Origin of the sequence: Streptomyces sp. NPDC093109, from assembly GCF_040701725.1 — a bacterium.
Lineage (GTDB): Bacteria > Actinomycetota > Actinomycetes > Streptomycetales > Streptomycetaceae > Streptomyces.
In genome coordinates, this window is sequence record NZ_JBFBEZ010000013.1 from 38,014 (window position 1) to 51,663 (window position 13,650).

General features: G+C 72.3%; 14 protein-coding genes. 6 read left to right on the plus strand and 8 right to left on the minus strand.

All coding sequences use genetic code 11. The annotated features are described in order from the left end of the window. Positions 1 to 2: 2 nt before the first annotated feature. Genes AB0389_RS14870 through AB0389_RS14885 form a run of 4 tightly spaced genes read left to right on the plus strand, consistent with a single transcriptional unit; the run spans position 3 to position 3,983 of the window. Complete coding sequence (locus AB0389_RS14870; RefSeq protein WP_366395789.1) at positions 3 to 1,082, plus strand: ABC transporter permease; 1,080 nt, start codon at positions 3 to 5, stop codon at positions 1,080 to 1,082. Next, positions 1,079 to 2,011 carry an ABC transporter permease gene (locus tag AB0389_RS14875; protein ID WP_366395790.1) on the plus strand — a complete coding sequence of 311 codons (933 nt, stop codon included), beginning with the start codon at positions 1,079 to 1,081 and terminating at the stop codon, positions 2,009 to 2,011. Before AB0389_RS14870 ends, AB0389_RS14875 begins: the two co-directional genes overlap by 4 nt. After that, positions 2,008 to 2,979, plus strand: coding sequence for an ABC transporter ATP-binding protein (locus AB0389_RS14880; protein ID WP_366395791.1), 972 nt, complete (start codon positions 2,008 to 2,010; stop codon positions 2,977 to 2,979). Before AB0389_RS14875 ends, AB0389_RS14880 begins: the two co-directional genes overlap by 4 nt. Next, entirely contained in the window at positions 2,976 to 3,983 is a 1,008-nt protein-coding gene (locus AB0389_RS14885) for an ABC transporter ATP-binding protein (RefSeq protein ID WP_366395792.1), read from the plus strand. The genes AB0389_RS14880 and AB0389_RS14885 overlap by 4 nt, the downstream gene beginning before the upstream one ends. Before the next feature lie 108 nt (positions 3,984 to 4,091). Here the strand turns inward: AB0389_RS14885 and AB0389_RS14890 are convergent, their stop codons facing one another. The 8 genes from AB0389_RS14890 to rimP form a co-directional block, all read right to left on the minus strand. Beyond that, positions 4,092 to 5,030 carry a bifunctional riboflavin kinase/FAD synthetase gene (locus AB0389_RS14890; RefSeq protein ID WP_366395793.1) on the minus strand — a complete coding sequence of 313 codons (939 nt, stop codon included), beginning with the start codon at positions 5,028 to 5,030 and terminating at the stop codon, positions 4,092 to 4,094. Positions 5,031 to 5,298: 268 nt separating this feature from the next. Beyond that, positions 5,299 to 6,198 carry a tRNA pseudouridine(55) synthase TruB gene (truB, locus tag AB0389_RS14895; protein ID WP_366395794.1) on the minus strand — a complete coding sequence of 300 codons (900 nt, stop codon included), beginning with the start codon at positions 6,196 to 6,198 and terminating at the stop codon, positions 5,299 to 5,301. Next, positions 6,195 to 6,671 (minus strand): 30S ribosome-binding factor RbfA, encoded by a 477-nt coding sequence (gene rbfA / locus AB0389_RS14900; protein WP_366395795.1) that lies wholly within the window; start codon positions 6,669 to 6,671, stop codon positions 6,195 to 6,197. The genes truB and rbfA overlap by 4 nt, the downstream gene beginning before the upstream one ends. A gap of 76 nt (positions 6,672 to 6,747) precedes the next feature. Continuing rightward, complete coding sequence (locus AB0389_RS14905) at positions 6,748 to 7,041, minus strand: DUF503 domain-containing protein (RefSeq protein WP_114662504.1); 294 nt, start codon at positions 7,039 to 7,041, stop codon at positions 6,748 to 6,750. 136 nt (positions 7,042 to 7,177) lie between these two features. Further along, the gene (gene infB / locus AB0389_RS14910) at positions 7,178 to 10,300 is read right to left on the minus strand and encodes a translation initiation factor IF-2 (RefSeq protein WP_366395796.1); all 3,123 of its coding nucleotides are present in this window, start codon (positions 10,298 to 10,300) and stop codon (positions 7,178 to 7,180) included. Between the two features lie 149 nt (positions 10,301 to 10,449). Next, positions 10,450 to 10,776 carry a YlxR family protein gene (locus tag AB0389_RS14915; protein ID WP_366395797.1) on the minus strand — a complete coding sequence of 109 codons (327 nt, stop codon included), beginning with the start codon at positions 10,774 to 10,776 and terminating at the stop codon, positions 10,450 to 10,452. A gap of 84 nt (positions 10,777 to 10,860) precedes the next feature. Further along, the gene (nusA, locus tag AB0389_RS14920) at positions 10,861 to 11,940 is read right to left on the minus strand and encodes a transcription termination factor NusA (RefSeq protein WP_366395798.1); all 1,080 of its coding nucleotides are present in this window, start codon (positions 11,938 to 11,940) and stop codon (positions 10,861 to 10,863) included. Between the two features lie 2 nt (positions 11,941 to 11,942). Continuing rightward, complete coding sequence (rimP, locus tag AB0389_RS14925; RefSeq protein ID WP_366395799.1) at positions 11,943 to 12,440, minus strand: ribosome maturation factor RimP; 498 nt, start codon at positions 12,438 to 12,440, stop codon at positions 11,943 to 11,945. A gap of 136 nt (positions 12,441 to 12,576) precedes the next feature. On the opposite strand from rimP, the gene AB0389_RS14930 reads away from it, so the two are divergent. Continuing rightward, a complete protein-coding gene (locus AB0389_RS14930; RefSeq protein WP_366395800.1) occupies positions 12,577 to 13,197 on the plus strand; it encodes a hypothetical protein in 621 nt (206 codons plus the stop codon). Continuing rightward, complete coding sequence (locus AB0389_RS14935) at positions 13,194 to 13,628, plus strand: DUF4439 domain-containing protein (RefSeq protein WP_366395801.1); 435 nt, start codon at positions 13,194 to 13,196, stop codon at positions 13,626 to 13,628. Before AB0389_RS14930 ends, AB0389_RS14935 begins: the two co-directional genes overlap by 4 nt. The last annotated feature ends 22 nt before the right edge of the window (positions 13,629 to 13,650 follow it).

Consider the following 13,650-nt stretch of genomic DNA (forward strand, 5'->3'; position numbering starts at 1 on the left):
CCATGAGCGGCGCCGGCACCACCGGGACGGTACGGGACGCGGCCGACGGCCCCGGGCGGTACGGGCCCGCCGGGGGCCAGGCCCGTACCGCCGCCCCCGGCACCAGGACCGCGTATCCGCTCTATGTGGCGGGCAAGCTGGGCGGCGCGGCCGTCTCGCTGCTCGCCGTCCTCGTCACCAGCTTCTTCCTCTTCCGGATCGTCCCCGGCGACCCGGTCCGCGCCATGACCCACGGCATGCCGACATCGCCGGAGCAGATGGCCACCCTGCGCAAGCAGTTCGGGCTGGATCTGCCGCTGTGGCAGCAGTTCACCGAGTACTGCGCCAGGGCGCTCACCGGCGACCTGGGCATCTCGTACCAGTTCCGGGCGCCGGTCGGTGAGCTGATCGCCGAGAAGCTGCCGGCGACCCTGCTGCTCACCGGCGTCGCCGTGGTGATCTACTCGGCGCTCGGCCTCTGGCTCGGCACCCGCTCCGCCTGGCACAGCGGCGGACTCGGCGACCGGATCACCACCGGAGTGGCGCTGATCCTGTGGTCCGTGCCCGCCTTCTGGCTCGGCCTGCTGCTGATCATCTTCTTCTCGGTGGGCATCGGGCCAGTACCCGGCATGTTCCCCACCGGCGGGATGGAGTCGGGTAACTCCTCGGGCTTCGGATACGTCCTCGATGTGGCCCACCACCTCGTCCTGCCCGTGGTCACGCTGGTCGCGGTCGGCTACGCGCAGACGCTGCTGGTCATGCGGTCGTCCCTGCTGGACGAGATGGGCAGCGACTATCTGACGACGGCGCGGGCGAAGGGGCTGCGGGACGCGCTGGTACGCCGCCGGCACGCGGTGCCGAACGCGCTGCTGCCCACCGTCACCATGGTCTTCATCAACCTGGGCCATGTGGCCGCCGGTTCCATCCTCGTCGAGACGGTCTTCTCCTGGCCCGGCCTCGGCGGGCTGTTCTACCAGGCGCTGAGCGTGCCCGATCTGCCGCTCGTCCAGGGGCTGTTCGTCGTCTTCGCCGGCGCGATGATCCTGATGAACCTCCTCGCCGACCTGCTCTATCCGCTGCTCGATCCCCGGGTGGGCCGATGACTCAGGAGAACACCACGCCGGAGCCCGCCGCCGTGCCTCCCACGGCCGCGGCGCTCGCACGCGCCCGCCGCCGCGCGTCGCTGGTCCGCTTCTGGCAGCAGTACCGAACCCACCGCGGCGGCCTCTTCGGCCTCGCCGGGCTCTCGCTCATCGCGCTCGTCGCCCTGTGCGCACCGCTGCTCGTCGGCGCCGACGTCCAGGGCGTGACCGACGCGCCCGGCACCGCGCTGGAGGCGCCCAGCGCCCGGTTCCCGCTCGGCACCGACCAGTTCGGGCGCCCGCTGCTCTCCCTGCTGGTCTGGGGGTCCCGGGTCTCCCTGACCGTCGGGCTGCTGGCCGCCGCGCTGTCGGTGGCCATCGGTACGCTGGTCGGCATCGTCGCCGGACACTACGGCGGCTGGTTCGCCACCGTGGTCATGCGCGTCACCGACTGGTTCCTGGTGATGCCCACGCTCGTCCTGGCCATCGTGCTGGCCACCGTCATGTCCCGGTCCCTCTGGACGGTGATCCTCGCGATCGGCGTCACCAGCTGGCCCACGACCGCCCGGCTCGTCCGGGCCCAGACCATCGCCATCGAGGCCCGCCCGTACATCGAACGCGCCCGCGCGCTCGGCGGCGGGCACCGGCACATCATGACGCGCCACGTCCTGCCCAATGTGCTGCCGCTGGTGCTCGCCCAGACCACGCTCGGCATCTCGGCCGCCATCCTCACGGAGGCCACCCTCGCCTTCCTGGGCCTCGGCGATCCGATCATCATCTCGTGGGGCGGCATGCTCCAGGACGCGCGCGAGGCCGGCGCGGTCTCCTCCGGGCACTGGTGGTACCTGGCGCCGCCCGGCCTCGCGATCGCGTTCGTGGCGCTCGCCTTCACCCTCTGCGGACGTGCCGTCGAGTCCGTACTCAACCCGAAGCTGGGAGTGTCCCGGTGAACGCGCTGGAGATCAGAGACCTTCATGTGACCTACGGTTCCGGCCCCGCCGCCGTCCCCGCCGTACGCGGCGTCGGCCTGACCCTCGAACCGGGCCGCAAGCTGGGCATCGCCGGGGAGTCCGGCTGCGGCAAGTCCACCCTGGCCCTCGCCCTGCTCCGGCTGCTGCCGCCCACCGCCACGCTCTCCGGGGAGATCCTGCTCGACGGCGAGGACGTCCTCACCATGAAATGGGGCAGGCTCCGCGCCGTACGGTGGGCGGGCGCCTCGATCGTCTTCCAGGGCGCGATGCACTCACTCAACCCCGTCCACCGGATCGGCGACCAGATCGCCGAACCCGTCCTCCTCCACCAGCACACCACCCCGGCCGCCGCCCGTACCCGCGCCGTCTCGCTCCTCGAACAGGTCGGCCTCCCCGCGGCCCGCGCCGACGCCTACCCGCACGAACTCTCCGGTGGCCAGCGCCAGCGCGTGATGATCGCCATGGCGCTCGCCTGCGACCCCCGGCTGATCGTCGCCGACGAGCCGACCACCGCGCTCGACGTCATGATCCAGGCGCAGATCCTGCGGCTGATCGAGCGGCTGGTCGCCGACCACGACATCAGCCTCCTCATGATCAGCCACGACCTCGCGGTCCTCGCCGACACCTGCGACCGGCTCGCCGTCATGTACGCGGGCCGCGTCGTCGAGGAAGGACCGGCGCGCGCCGTGTACGACACCGCGCTCCACCCGTACGGCCACGCGCTCTCCGCCGCCTTCCCGCGCATCGGCGACCCCGCCTCGCGGCGCGCCCCGCGCGGGCTCCCCGGCGACCCGCCCGACCCGTCGGCGCTGCCGAGCGGCTGTACGTTCCATCCGCGCTGCCCGGTCGCGCTCGACCGCTGCGCCGACGACGACCAAGCGCTGCGGGAGGCGGGCCCCGAACGGCGCGCGGCCTGTGTCCTGGTCGGCGCGGCGGTGCCGTCGTGACCGCCACGCCGGATCCACGTCCCGGGGTCCCCCTGCTGTCCGCCACCGGACTCCACGTCGCCTTCCCCGGCCGCCGCGGCGCCCCGCCCGCCCGCGCCGTCGACGGTGTCGACCTCGGCATCGGCGCCGGGGAGATCGTCGCCCTGGTCGGCGAGTCCGGCTGCGGCAAGACCACCCTCGCGCGCGCCCTCCTCGGTCTCGTCCCGCCCACGGCCGGCCACGTCACCTTCGCCGGCGAACCGCTGTCGTACGGCTCGCGCGCCCTCAAGGCGTACCGCAAACGCGTCCAGCTCGTCCTCCAGGACCCGAGCGGCTCGCTCAACCCGCGGCACACCGTGTACGACGCGGTCGCCGAGGGCCTGCGCATCCACGGCCACCCGGGCGACGAACGCGCCGCCGTCGCCGAAGCCCTGTCCCGGGCCGGCCTCCGCCCGCCCGAACGCTTCTTCCTCCGCTACCCGCACGAACTCTCCGGCGGCCAGCGCCAGCGCGTCGTCATCGCGGGCGCGCTCGTCCTCCAACCGGAACTCATCGTCGCCGACGAGCCGGTGGCCTCCCTCGACGCGTCCGTACGCGGCGAGATCCTGGCGCTCCTGCTGTCCCTGCGCGCCGAACTCGGCCTGTCCGCGCTGGTCGTGACGCACGACCTGGGACTCGCGTGGAACATCGCGGACCGCGTCGCGGTGATGTACCTCGGCCGGATCGTGGAGACCGGCCCGGTCGAGGACGTCCTGACGTCACCTCAGCACCCGTACACCCAGGCCCTGTTGTCCGTCCTCCCGGAGTCCCCCACACCCCCGATCGTCCTCACGGGCGAACCCCCGGACCCCACCCGCATCCCACCGGGCTGCCGCTTCCACGAACGCTGCCAGGCGCTGGCCGCGGGCGAGGCGGACCGGGCGGGCGTGGCGGATCGCTGCCGCAGCGCTCCGCTCGGGGTGCTGGCGGGTGGGGCGGCGCGATCCGTGGCGTGTCACCTCCCGGTGAGGGGCCGTGGTCTTTGACGGTACGGCGCGGGTGCGGCCGGTGGTGTCCGTGCCGGGGTCCCGGGGCACTCCGGAGGCGCATCCCCGGATGCGCGTTTTACGCCGGGGTCGGACCAAAAAAGACGGCTACGCCGTCAGCTCTCGCGCCTGCTTCACGTCCGCCGCCATCGCTTCCAGCAGCGCCTCGATCGACTCGAACTTCCGCTGGCCCCGCACGTACGTCAGGAAGTCCACCGTCACGTGCAGCCCGTAGAGGTCCAGCCCCACCCGGTCGATCGCGTACGCCTCCACCGTGCGGTCCACGCCATCGAACTGCGGGTTCGTGCCGACGGAGATGGCCGCGGGCATGCGCTCGCCGGCGGCGGTGAGCCAGCCCGCGTAGACGCCGTCCGCGGGGATCGCGGTGTGCGGGAGGGTTTCGACGTTGGCCGTGGGGAAGCCCAGCTCACGGCCGCGCTGGGCGCCGCGTACGACCACGCCCTCGACGCGGTGCGGGCGGCCGAGGATCTCCGCCGCGCCCGCGACATCGCCCTCGGCGACCAGCCGGCGGGTGAGGGTGGACGAGAAGGGCTCGCCGCCGCCCGCCGCGCCGCTGAGGGAGAGGTCGACGACCTCGACCTCGTAGTCGTAGGTCGGACCGAGGTCCGCGAGGACGGCGACATTGCCCGCGGCGCGGTGGCCGAAGCGGAAGTTGGGGCCCTCGATGACGGCACGCGCGTGCAGCTTGTCGACGAGGACCTTGACGATGAAGTCGGCGGGCGAGAGCTTCGAGAAGGCGACGGTGAACGGCAGGATCAGCAGCGCGTCCACGCCCAGCTCGGCCATCAGTTCGGCGCGCCGGTGGTGCGGGGCGAGCAGGGGCGGGTGGCTGCCGGGGCGGACGACCTCGCTGGGATGCGGGTCGAAGGTCACGACGACCGAGAGAACACCCAGCTCACGGGCGCGCTCGACGGCGCGGCCAATGATCAGCTGGTGTCCGCGGTGCACCCCGTCGTACGAGCCGATGGTGACGACGCTGCGCCCCCAGTCCTGGGGGATGTCCTCCAAGCCACGCCAGCGCTGCACTGCGACCGCTCCTCGCCCGAACCCAAGTACATGATTTCCAGTTACGCAGCTCTAAGACTGCCATGCCCGGCAGGCGGGGCCCGCACCGGCACCGGTGGAAGGCCGGCCGGTCCTGACGGGGCCCGCCGTGAGCGGGGCACGCCCCCTGTGCACCCTCCGGACACTCCGTGCGCCCGGCTGTTGGGGTGAACGAGGGGCACGGGGTGGATAGATCCCTGTCGGAGGGGGATCGTGGAGCGGGCAGGCTCGCCTGCCCGCTCCACGGTGTTCAGGCGAAGACCGCGAGGCTCTTGGCCTTGCCGTGCTGCTCCTCGACGAGCGCGACGAAGCGCCCCTCGGGATCGAACGCGGCGACGGGGCTGGTGGGGAAGGCCGGCATATCGAGCCGTACGCCGTTGACCAGCAGCTTTGCCCGCTTGTCGTCGACGTCCCAGCGCGCGAACGCCGCCGCGGCGGCATCGGCGACGGGCATGACGGTCAGCTCCTCCTGGAGCTGGTCGAGCGTCCGCGCGGCGTCCAGCGCGTACGGGCCCACCCGGGTCCTGCGCAGCGCCGTGAGGTGCCCGCCGACGCCGAGGCCGGCGCCCAGGTCGCGGGCGAGGGCGCGGATGTAGGTGCCGGAGGAGCAGACGACGGAGACGACCAGGTCGAGGACGGGGGTGCCGTCCTCGGCGACGGCCGCGCGGACGTCGTACAGCCGGAAGGACGAGACGGTGACCGGGCGGGCCGGGATCTCGAACTCCTCGCCGCCGCGGACGCGCGCGTACGAGCGCTTTCCGTCGATCTTGATGGCGCTGACCTTGGAGGGCACCTGCATGATCGGGCCGGTCAGGGCCGCGATCCCGGTGTCGATGGCTTCGCGCTTGACGGCGGAGGCGTCGGTGGCGGAGGTGATCTCGCCCTCGGCGTCGTCCGTGACGGTGTCCTGGCCGAGCCTGATCGTGCCGAGGTACTCCTTCTCGGTCAGCGCGAGGTGGCCGAGGAGTTTCGTGGCCCGCTGCACACCGAGGACGAGGACGCCCGTCGCCATGGGATCGAGGGTGCCGGCGTGGCCGACGCGCCGGGTTCTGGCGATCCCGCGCATCTTGGCGACGACGTCGTGCGAAGTGAAGCCCGACGGCTTGTCGACGATGACAAGCCCGTCGGGCGTCGTGTTCTGCTGAGTCATTCCGCGGCGGCGCCGTCCGTGCGGTCGGTACCCGGGTCGTCGTCGGCGTCGGGGTCGTCGTCCTTGCGGTACGGGTCTGCCCCGGCCGCGTACGACTTCCCGGTGGACACGTCCCGTACCTCCGCGTCCTTGGCACGCGCCTTGTCGAGGAGGTCCTCGATGGTGCGGGCGTTGTCCGGGAGGGCGTCGGGCACGAACGTCAGGCTCGGCGTGTGGCGGACGCCGGTCTGGCGGCCCACCTCGGAGCGCAGGACGCCCTTGGCGCTCTCCAGGGCGGCGGCGGAGGCCGCGCGCTCCTCGTCGTCGCCGTAGACCGTGTAGAAGACCGTGGCCTCCCGCAGATCACCGGTGACGCGGGCGTCCGTGATGGTCACGAAGCCGAGTCGCGGGTCCTTGATACGCCGGTCCAGGGTCTCCGCGACCACGACCTGGATGCGATCGGCCAGCTTGCGGGCCCGCGCGTTGTCGGTCACCGGTCCGTCACTCTTCCTTCTGGGTTTCTTGTCGTGCAGGTCAGTCTTGTCGCCGGGGTGTCCCGGCGGGTCCCGGTCAGTCCTCGTCGCTGTGGAGCCGGCGTCGTACCGACAGCAGCTCCACCTCGGGCCGGCCGGCGACCATACGCTCACAGCGGTCGAGCACGTCCGTGAGGTGTTCCCAGTCGCCGGACACCACCGCCAGACCGATCTCGGCCCTGCGGTGGAGGTCCTGGCCGCCGGTCTCCGCCACGCTCACCGCGAATTTCCGGTGCAGCTCGGCGACGATCGGCCGGACGACAGAGCGTTTCTCCTTCAACGACCGTACGTCGCCGAGGAGCAGATCGAAGGACAGAGTCCCCACATACATAGACGTCCGGATGCCCGCCGGTACGGGTTCGACGCCCTGCCAGCGCTTGGCAGGGGCATCGAAACCGTACACGGAACGGCCGGGGCCGATCGACGGAATTACGTCCCGTCGACCGGCCCCGGACGGCAGCTGTGCGTCAGCCTCGCGGCTTCTCGCGCATCTCGTACGTCGCGATGACGTCGTCGATCTTGATGTCGTTGAAGTTGCCGAGGTTGATACCGCCCTCGTAGCCTTCGCGGATCTCGGTGACGTCGTCCTTGAAGCGGCGCAGACCCTGGATGTTGAGGTCCTCCGCGATGACCTTGCCGTCGCGGATGAGCCGGGCCTTGGTGTTGCGCTTGACCTCGCCGGAGCGGATGAGAACACCCGCGATGTTGCCCAGCTTGGACGAGCGGAAGATCTCGCGGATCTCCGCCGTACCCAGCTCGACCTCTTCGTACTCCGGCTTGAGCATGCCCTTGAGGGCCGCTTCGATCTCTTCGATCGCCTGGTAGATGACCGAGTAGTACCGGACGTCCACGCCTTCGCGCTCGGCCATCTGCGCGGCACGCCCTGCGGCGCGCACGTTGAAGCCGATCACGATGGCGTCGGAGCCCATCGCCAGGTCGATGTCCGACTCGGTGACCGCACCCACACCGCGGTGCAGGACGCGGATGTCGACCTCGTCGCCGACGTCGAGCTGGAGCAGCGAGGACTCGAGAGCCTCCACCGAACCGGACGCGTCGCCCTTGATGATGAGGTTGAGTTCCTGCACCAGGCCGGCCTTGAGGGCCTCGTCCAGGTTCTCCAGGGAGAACCGGACGCCCCTGCGGGCGAACGCCGCGTTCCGCTCACGAGCGGCACGCTTCTCGGCGATCTGCCGGGCGGTGCGGTCCTCGTCGACGACGAGGAAGTTGTCGCCGGCGCCGGGGACGTTGGTGAGACCCAGGACCAGGACGGGCGTCGAGGGCGTCGCGACGTCGACGTTGTTGCCGTTGTCGTCGAGCATCGCCCGGACTCGGCCGTACGCGTCACCGGCGACCATCGTGTCACCGACGCGCAGCGTGCCGCGCTGGACGAGCACGGTGGCGACGGCGCCGCGACCGCGGTCGAGGTGTGCCTCGATGGCGATACCCTGCGCGTCCTGGTCCGGGTTGGCCCGGAGGTCGAGCGAGGCGTCCGCGGTGAGGACCACGGCCTCCAGCAGGCTGTCGATGTGCAGGCCCTGCTTGGCGGAGATGTCGACGAACATGGTGTCGCCGCCGTACTCCTCGGCCACCAGCCCGAACTCGGTGAGCTGACCGCGCACCTTGGTCGGGTCGGCACCCTCGACGTCGATCTTGTTGACCGCGACCACGATCGGCACACCGGCCGCCTTGGCGTGGTTCAGCGCCTCGATCGTCTGGGGCATCACACCGTCGTTGGCCGCGACCACGAGGATCGCGATGTCGGTGGACTTGGCACCACGGGCACGCATGGCGGTGAACGCCTCGTGACCCGGGGTGTCGATGAAGGTGATCTTGCGCTCTTCACCGTTGACCTCGGTGGCGACCTGGTACGCGCCGATGTGCTGCGTGATACCGCCGGCCTCGCCCGCGACGACGTTCGTCTTGCGGATCGCGTCCAGCAGCCTGGTCTTACCGTGGTCGACGTGACCCATGACGGTCACGACCGGCGGACGGGAGACGAGTGCTTCCTCGCCGCCCTCGTCCTCGCCGAACTCGATGTCGAAGGACCCGAGCAGCTCGCGGTCCTCCTCCTCGGGGCTGACGATCTCGACCACGTAGTTCATCTCGCCGGCGAGGACCTGAAGGGTCTCGTCGGAGACGGACTGCGTGGCGGTGACCATCTCGCCGAGGTTCATCATCACGGCGACGAGCGACGCCGGGTTGGCGTTGATCTTCTCCGCGAAGTCGGTGAGGGACGCACCGCGCGACAGCCGGACCGTCTGGCCCTGGCCGCGCGGCAGCATGACGCCGCCGACCGACGGGGCCTGCATGGCCTCGTACTCCTGGCGCCTCTGCCGCTTCGACTTACGGCCACGACGGGCGGGCCCGCCCGGACGGCCGAAGGCGCCCTGTGTGCCACCGCGGCCACCGGGTCCACCCGGACGTCCGCCGAAGCCGGGACGGCCACCGCCGCCACCGAAGCCGCCGCCACCGGGGCGACCCGGGGCACCGCCGCCGCCACCGCCACCGGGGCGACCGGCGAAGCCACCGCCGCCACCGCCACCCGGACGGCCGGCGAAGCCGCCGCCGCCACCGGGGCGAGCGCCGCCACCGGCGCCGGCCGGACGGCCGGGACCACCGGGACCGCGGCCACCGCCGGGGCCACCGCCGGGACGCGGGCCGGCAGCGGGACGCTGCGGCATCATGCCCGGGTTGGGACGGTTACCACCGGGGCCACCGCCGGGACCCGCGGCCCGGGGGGCCTGCGGGCGGGGCATGCCGCCGGGGGACGGACGTCCACCGGTCTGTCCACCGGGACCGGCCTGGGGGCGGGGACCGCCACCCTGACCCGCACCCTGCGGACGCGGGCCGCCGGGGGCGCCTGCGCCACCGGGACGCGGGGCGCCGCCGGGACGGGGCGTCTGCGGACGCGCCATTCCGGTCGAACCGCCCGAGGTGAAGGGGTTGTTGCCCGGACGCGGGCCCGCGGGGCGGGCGCCGGGACGCGGGGCCTGGCCGGGACGCGCGCCGCCGGAGCGACCGCCCTGACGCTGGTCACCGCGCTGGTCACCGCGCTGCTCGCCACCCTGGCGCTGCTCGCCCTGACCGCCCGTGGGACGGGCGGCGGGACGCGGGCCGGGGGTGGCACCGGGCCGGGGACCGGCGGCCGGGGCCGACGGGGGCGCGGTGAACTCCGGTACGGCCGGCGCGGCGGGCGCGGGCTTCGGCGCCGCTGCCGCGGGACGCGGTGCGGGGGCCGGAGCCGGACGCGGGCCGGGGGTCGGCGCGGCGGAGGGGGTGCTCTTGGGAGCCTCGGCGGCGGCCGGCTTGGGGGCCGGGGCGCCGGGCTTCGGAGCGGGACGGGCCGCCTGCGCCGGTGAGGGCGCGGCGGGGCGGGCGGGGGTCGCCTTGCGGGGCGCCCCGGGCTTCGCAGCGGGCCGGCCGTTGCCGGCGGGCCCCTGGAGAGCATCAGTCAATTTGCGTACAACCGGCGCCTCGATCGTCGAGGAAGCCGAACGGACGAATTCACCGAGTTCTTGGAGCTTGGCCATGACGACCTTGCTCTCGACGCCGAACTCCTTGGCGAGTTCGTATACCCGGACCTTAGCCACTTCGCTCCTTTTAGGTCCGGGTTACCGCCGGACCGTCGCTACTTCATGGGCGTACTCATCGCGTACTCATCGAGTGCTCATCGCAATCTCGACCTACTTCCAACTCGCGAGGTACCTGAACCGCACGGGGTTCCGTGCCGTACTTCTTCTTACAGCGCTGCCTGCGCAGTGCCTGTCTCCATGGCCTGACTCGTCTCCATGGCGGTGCTCGTCCCGACGGCCCGGCGCAGTCGCGCGGTGTCGAGCGGTCCCTGGACCTTGAAGGCCCGGGGGAACGCCCGGCGGCGGACCGCCAGATCGAGACAGTTCAGAACGGGGTGCGCATACGCACCCCGGCCGGGCAGCGTACCGCGTGGATCGGGGACACATTGTTCACCGTCCAGCACGATGCGCAGCAGATCGCTCTTGGCCGCTCGCTCCCGGCAGCCCACGCAGGTTCGCTCAGGGCATGCTCGGTCGCTCGTCCGCCCGGACATCCTCAAGTCTACCTCCCCGCGCCGACCCCACCCCTTTGGGGCAAGGTCCGAACGCTTGCACGCGCCGACACCACTCCCGGATCGTTACCGACGGGTACCGCGGTCGCGCTCCCCGGCCCGGTCCTGGCCGCCCTGACGATCGCCACCGCGGTCGCCGCCGCGGTCTTCCGCGCGCTCGTCGTCGGGCTGCTCCGTATCGGGTCGGATGTCGATGCGCCAGCCGGTGAGGCGGGCGGCCAGGCGGGCGTTCTGCCCTTCCTTGCCGATCGCCAGCGAGAGCTGGTAGTCCGGTACGGTCACCCGCGCGGAGCGTGCCCCCAGGTCCACGATCTCGACCTTGCTGACCCGGGCGGGCGACAGGGCGTTGGCGACCATGTCGGCCGGGTCGTCCGACCAGTCGACGATGTCGATCTTCTCGCCGAGCAGCTCGGCCATGACATTGCGCACACGCGCGCCCATCGGGCCGATGCAGGCGCCCTTGGCGTTGAGCCCGGACCGGGTCGACCGCACCGCGATCTTCGTACGGTGGCCGGCCTCGCGGGCGATCGCCGTGATCTCGACGGAACCGTCCGCGATCTCCGGCACCTCCAGCGCGAAGAGCTTCTTCACGAGGTTGGGGTGGGTGCGCGAGAGGGTCACCGAGGGGCCGCGTACGCCCCGGGCCACCCGGACGACGTACGTCCGCAGCCGGAGCCCGTGCGTGTACTCCTCGCCGGGCACCTGCTCCTGGACGGGCAGGATCGCTTCGAGCTTGTCGTCCAGCCTCACCAGGACGTTCTTCGGGTCCTTGCCCTGCTGGACCATGCCGGCGACGACATCGCCCTCGCGGCGCGCGTACTCGCCGAACGTGACGTCGTTCTCCGCGTCCCGCAGCCGCTGCTGGATGACCTGGCGGGCGGTGGTGGCGGCGATCCGGCCGAAGTCCGACGGGGTGTCGTCGAACTCCTTGGGCTCCTGGCCCTCCTCCAGATCGGCCGGGTCCTCCTTGGCCCAGACCGTCACATGCCCGTTCTCACGGCTCAGTACGACCCTGGCCCGCCGGTGGCTGCCGTCGGTGCGGTGGTAGGCGATGAGGAGGGCGGATTCGATCGCCTCGACCAGCAGATCGAAGGGGATCTCCTTCTCTTGTGCCAAGCCCTTCAGGAGCTTCACATCGATGTCCACGGCTACGCCTCCTCTTCCTTCTTGTCCTTGCGGTTGAACTCGATCTCCACGCGCGCCTTGGCGATGTCCGCGAACTCGATCCGGCGGGCGGTGGGCTTGCGCCCCTTCACGCCCGGCACTTCGAGGTCGAGTCCGGCGTCGTCGACGGCCAGGACGCGGGCCACCAGTTCGTCACCCTCGACCGGCTGGATACGGACCAGCCGGGAGACGGCGCGTACGTAGTGGCGGTGCTCGGTCAGCGGGCGCTCGGCGCCGGGGGAGGTCACTTCGAGCTGGTACTCGTCGTCGCCCATCGCGTCCGTCTCGTCGAGTTTCTCGGAGAGGGAGCGGCTCAGTTCGGCGCACTCGTCGAGGTCCACACCGTCGTCGGAGTCCACCACGATCCTCAGCACACGGCGCCGGCCGGCCTTGGAGAGCTCGATCTCTTCCAGATCAAGGTCCTTGGCGCTGACGAGCGGTTCCAGCAGTCCGCGCAGCCTCTCGCTCTGGGTGGTGCTCATCCGGGTGACTCCTCGGCCGCGTGTGCTGTTGTGGGATCGTCGCGTGTCTGATCAGTGTGTGTCGGATCAAAGGGTATCCGGTCCCAAGGGGTGTTGCCGTCCACGAACGAGTGACCCGCGGGTACGCTCGCCTGCGGTGATCATCGCGAAGTCCGAGGAGAGACGCGTGGGGCGCACGGGGACGACACGCAGGCACGCGCTCATGGCCGCGGGCGCGACGGCGGCCGGTCTGCTGACCGCCTGCACCTCGGGCGGCTCGGCGAACGGGGTGCTGTCGCCGGACGCGGCGGCGCGGGCGGCCCGCGCGGCGCGGGCGCTGCGGCGGCGGGCGGCGGGCGACAGCGCGGAGCTGCTGCGCCGGTACGACGCGGTGCTGGCACGCCATGCGGACCGGGCCGGGCTGCTGACTCCACTGCGCGCGGCCGTCGCCCTGCATGTCGAGGCGCTGACGTTACGGACAACCGACCCCTCACCGGAAGCCAGTTCGGGCAGCCCGGACAGCAGTACGGGCGGCAGTACGGGCGGCAATACGGACAAGGTTCCGGAAAAACCTTCCGCCACCCTCGCGGGAGCCCCCGCAGTCTCCCCCGAGCCCGTGGAGGCGCTCAAGGAGCTGGCCGCCGCCGAGCGCCGTACCTCCGACGCGCACACCGCCTCGCTCGTCTCCGCCGCCCCCGAGCTGGCCCGGCTGCTGGCCTCGGTGGCCGCCGCGAACGCCGTTCACGCCTATCTGCTGACCGAAGGAGCCCGCTCGTGACCACCGGTGCGCCGGCCGCCGCTCTGACCGCCGCCCAGGCGGCGCTCGCCGCCGAGCACGCCGCGGTGTACGGGTACGGGGTCGTCGGCGGCCGGGTCGACGCCGCCCGCCGCGCCGAGGCCACGGCGGCGTACGCAGCCCACCGGGCCCGGCGCGACGCGCTGGCCAGGACCGTACGCGACCTGGGCGGCCGGCCGGCTGTGTCGGCGGCGGCGTACACCCTGCCGTTCGCGGTCCCGGACGGGAAGGCGGCCGTCCGGCTGGCGGCCGAGCTGGAGGACCGGGTCGCGGGCGTCTACTCCGATCTCGTCCGTGCCGCCGAGGGGCCGCTGCGCCGAGAGGCGGCGGCGGCGCTGCGCGAGGCGGCGGTGCGCGCGGCGCGCTGGCGCGGCAGCGGCGTAGCCTTCCCCGGTCTCGCCGAACGCGCATGACCCGGCCTCGGTGAGCCAGGGC